3 protein-coding genes and 1 pseudogene are annotated in these 3,506 nt (G+C 71.8%); 2 read left to right on the plus strand and 2 right to left on the minus strand.

All coding sequences use genetic code 11. The annotated features are described in order from the left end of the window. Together H0U68_RS19385 and H0U68_RS19390 are read left to right on the plus strand one after the other, a co-directional pair. A pseudogene (locus tag H0U68_RS19385) lies at window positions 1–403 on the plus strand (3-oxoadipyl-CoA thiolase); the annotation flags it as partial. A 31-nt stretch (window positions 404–434) separates the two neighbouring features. Next, on the plus strand, window positions 435–1,220 hold the full coding sequence (locus H0U68_RS19390) for a sulfite exporter TauE/SafE family protein (protein ID WP_296358545.1): 786 nt from the start codon (window positions 435–437) through the stop codon (window positions 1,218–1,220). On the opposite strand, the gene H0U68_RS19395 is transcribed toward H0U68_RS19390, so the two are convergent. Together H0U68_RS19395 and H0U68_RS19400 are read right to left on the minus strand one after the other, a co-directional pair. Continuing rightward, the gene (locus H0U68_RS19395) at window positions 1,217–1,849 is read right to left on the minus strand and encodes a PAS-domain containing protein (protein ID WP_296358546.1); all 633 of its coding nucleotides are present in this window, start codon (window positions 1,847–1,849) and stop codon (window positions 1,217–1,219) included. The genes H0U68_RS19390 and H0U68_RS19395 overlap by 4 nt on opposite strands. Window positions 1,850–1,964: 115 nt before the next feature. Beyond that, the coding region (locus H0U68_RS19400) for a response regulator (RefSeq protein ID WP_296358547.1) at window positions 1,965–3,506 on the minus strand (1,542 nt) is incomplete at its 5' end.

The raw sequence follows: 3,506 nt of genomic DNA on the forward strand, positions 1-3,506 counted from the left end.
CGAAGCCGCCGACAAGTACCAGCTGACCAGGCGCGCCCGCATCGTCGGCATGGCCACGGCGGGCGTGCCGCCGCGCGTGATGGGGATCGGCCCGGCGCCGGCCACGCAAAAGCTGCTGGCGCTGGCCGGCGTCACGCTGGAGCAGATCGACGTGATCGAGCTGAACGAAGCCTTCGCCGCGCAGGGCCTGGCGGTGCTGCGCATGCTGGGCCTGCCCGACGACGACCCGCGTGTCAACGCCAACGGCGGCGCCATCGCGCTGGGCCATCCGCTGGGCGCGTCGGGCGCGCGGCTGGCCACCACCGCGGTGAACCAGCTGCACCGCACCGGCGGGCGCTATGCGCTGTGCACCATGTGCATCGGCGTCGGCCAGGGCATCGCGGTGCTGCTCGAGCGGGTGTGAGGCCGATGGGGCAGGCGCTATCCTCGCGGGCTTGAGCTTTCCCTTCATCACCGACTGGCATTTCTATGCCGTCGCCGTTCCGGCGGTGCTGCTGCTGGGCATCAGCAAGAGCGGCTTCGGCGCGGGCTTCGGCTCGCTCGCCGTTCCGATGATGGCGCTGGCCGTCACCGTGCCGCAGGCCGCGGCCATCCTGATGCCGCTGCTGCTGGCGATGGACGTGCTGGGCCTGCGCGCGCTGCGCCACCACATCGACCGCAAGCTGGCGTTGTTCCTGCTGCCCTGCGGCCTGGTCGGCACGGTGATCGGCACCCTGTCGTTCCGCCTGCTGGACAGCCGCATGGTGGCGGGCATCGTCGGCGTGTTCACGCTGGCGTTCCTGGCGCAGCGGCTGCTGTTCCCTCCGCACCCGGGCGGCAAGGCCGCGCCGCGCTGGGCCGGCGCGCTGCTCACCGTGATGTCCGGCTTCACCAGCTTCGTCGCCCACGCGGGCGGCCCGCCGCTCAACGCCTACGTGCTGCCGATGCGCCTCGCGCCGCTGGTGTTCACCTCGACCCTGGCGGCATTCTTCTTCGTGGTGAACCTGAGCAAATGGATCCCGTACGCCTGGCTGGGCCTGCTGGACTGGCGCAACATGGCCACCTCGCTGGTGCTGCTGCCGCTGGCGCCGGTGGGTGTCCTGGTCGGCGTGCGCCTGGCGCACCGGATCCAGCCGGCGATGTTCTACCGGCTGGTGTACCTGGGCATGCTGCTCACCGGCCTGAAACTCGTCTGGGACGGCTTCGCGCCTGAGATCGCCGGCAGCCGCGGCGGACCCTAGAACATCGACGCCTTCGCCTCGGCCACCTGGGACGGCAGCTCCGCCTCCAGCACGGAGACCAACCGTTCGAGCCGCTCGTGCTCGGTCACGTCGTGGAAGCTGGTGACGCAGCCCACCCGCTTGCCGCGCACGCGCTGCGGCGCCACGTGGCATTCCAGCACGCGGCCGTCGGTCATCTCCACCGTGCCGAAGTGTTCCTCGTCGGGCCGCGCCTTGCGCGCCTCGGCCTCGGCCAGGAAGCGCTGCGGATGCTTCACCTGCGCCAGCTGCAGGGTGAGCAGCGCGCTGTCGTTGAGGGATGCGAGCATGTCGGCGGGAATGCGCCACATCTCGATGAAGCGGCTGTTGTAGTGCATCGCACGGCCAAAATAGCCCAGCGCCAGGATGCCGTCGGTGGTGGAGTCCAGCGTGGCCAGCAGCAGCGCGAGCGCGGCGCGCGCCTCGGTCAACTCCTGCGTGCGCGACTCCAGCGAGCGCGACGTCGAGCCCAGCTTCTGCTGCGCGGCGGCCAGCGCGCGCTGCATGGAGGCCAGCTCCTGCGTCAGGCGGTTCACCAGGTCGGTCAGGCCGCCGGCCGCTTCGGGCGCGGAGGCGGCCGGGCTGCCGGCGCGAGTATCGGTATGGACCATCATTGCCTCCTTGGCTGCGGCACGTGGCGTGCGACATGCGATCTCATCACGGCCCCGCGCGCCGGCACTAAGCCGATTGCGTAAGACGCATCGGGATTCGCCGCTGCGCCGCGCGTCACGCCGGCAGCTGCGCTTCCAGCGCGGCGATCAGGCCGCCCAGCGGCAGCTCCATCTCCACCAGCAGCATCTGCACTTCCTGCAGCGGCTGCTGCTGGCGCAGCGCGTCTTCCAGCGCGCCGGCCAGCGCCTGGATGCCGGTGGCGCCCACGCTGCCGGACACGCCCTTGAGCGTGTGCGCGAGCCGCTCCGCGGTGGCGCGGTCATCGGCCTGCAGCGCCGTGCGGATCTGCGAGCCCACCTCGCGCTGGCCGCCCGCGTAGCGGCGCAGCATGGCCACGTACAGCGTCTTCTTGCCGGCCATGCGCGACAGGCCGAGCGTGGTGTCCAGGCCCGGAATGCCCTGCGGCAGGTCGACGGTGGCGCCGGCAGGCGTGGCGGGGCGGGGCGGGGTGAAGGATGTGGAGAGCATGGTGGGCGTGGGATGGGTGTTTGGAGGGAAGGCGGGAGCGGGAATGGGCGGCAGTGCCGGCAGCGGAGCGAGCGCGGGGGCGGAGGTGCGCGCGGGCGCGTCCTGCCGGATCCAGCGCAGCAGGATGGCCCACATGGCGGCCGGGTCGATGGGCTTGACCAGGAAGTCGTTCATGCCGGCGGCCATGCACTTGTCGCGGTCCTGCGCCATGGCGTTGGCCGTCATGGCGACGATCGGCAGCTCGCGCAGCCGGGCGACGTCGCGCATCGCGCGGGTGGCCGTGACACCGTCCATCACCGGCATCTGCATGTCCATGAACACCAGGTCGTAGTCGGCTTCGCGCGCCATGTGCAGCGCGATCGCGCCGTTGTCGGCCACGTCGACCCGCAGGCCGGCGTCCTGCAGCAGCTCGCGCGCCACCTGCTGGTTGATCTCGTTGTCCTCCACCAGCAGGATGCGCCGCCCGCGCAGGGCCGCCAGGCGCGCGTCCACCGCCACCGGGACCGGTCCGCCTGCGTCGCCGTCGCGCCTGCCGCCCAGCACTCCCATGGTGGTGTCGAAGAGGATCGACGGTGTCACCGGCTTGACCAGCACGTTCTCCACGCCGGCACGCTCGGCCTCGCGCAGCACGTCCTCGCGGCCGTAGGCGGTGACCATCAGCAGCATGGGCGTGGACGCCAGGCCCAGCGCGCGGATGCGGCGCGCGCATTCCACGCCGTCCATGCCCGGCATGCGCCAGTCCAGGTAGACGATGTCGTAGGGGTGGCCGCACGACGCGGCGCGGCGCACCGCGTCCACCGCCGCCGAGCCGCTGCCGGCCTCGGTGACGGTGAAGGTCATGCCTTCGAGCATGCCGCCGATGACGGCGCGCGCGTGGTCGTTGTCGTCCACCACCAGCGCGCGGCGCCCGCGCAGGTCGGGCTGTGGCACCAGCGCGCGCTGGACGCCTTCGCCGATGCCCAGGCGCGCGGTGAACCAGAAGGTGCTGCCCTTGCCGCATTCGCTTTCCACGCCGACCTCGCCGCCCATCAGCTCGGCCAGCTTCTTGCTGATCGCCAGGCCCAGGCCGGTGCCGCCGAACTTGCGCGTGGTGGAGGTGTCGGCCTGGCTGAAGCTCTGGAACAGGCG

Source organism: Ramlibacter sp. (genome assembly GCF_013697775.1).
Lineage (GTDB): Bacteria > Pseudomonadota > Gammaproteobacteria > Burkholderiales > Burkholderiaceae_C > Ramlibacter.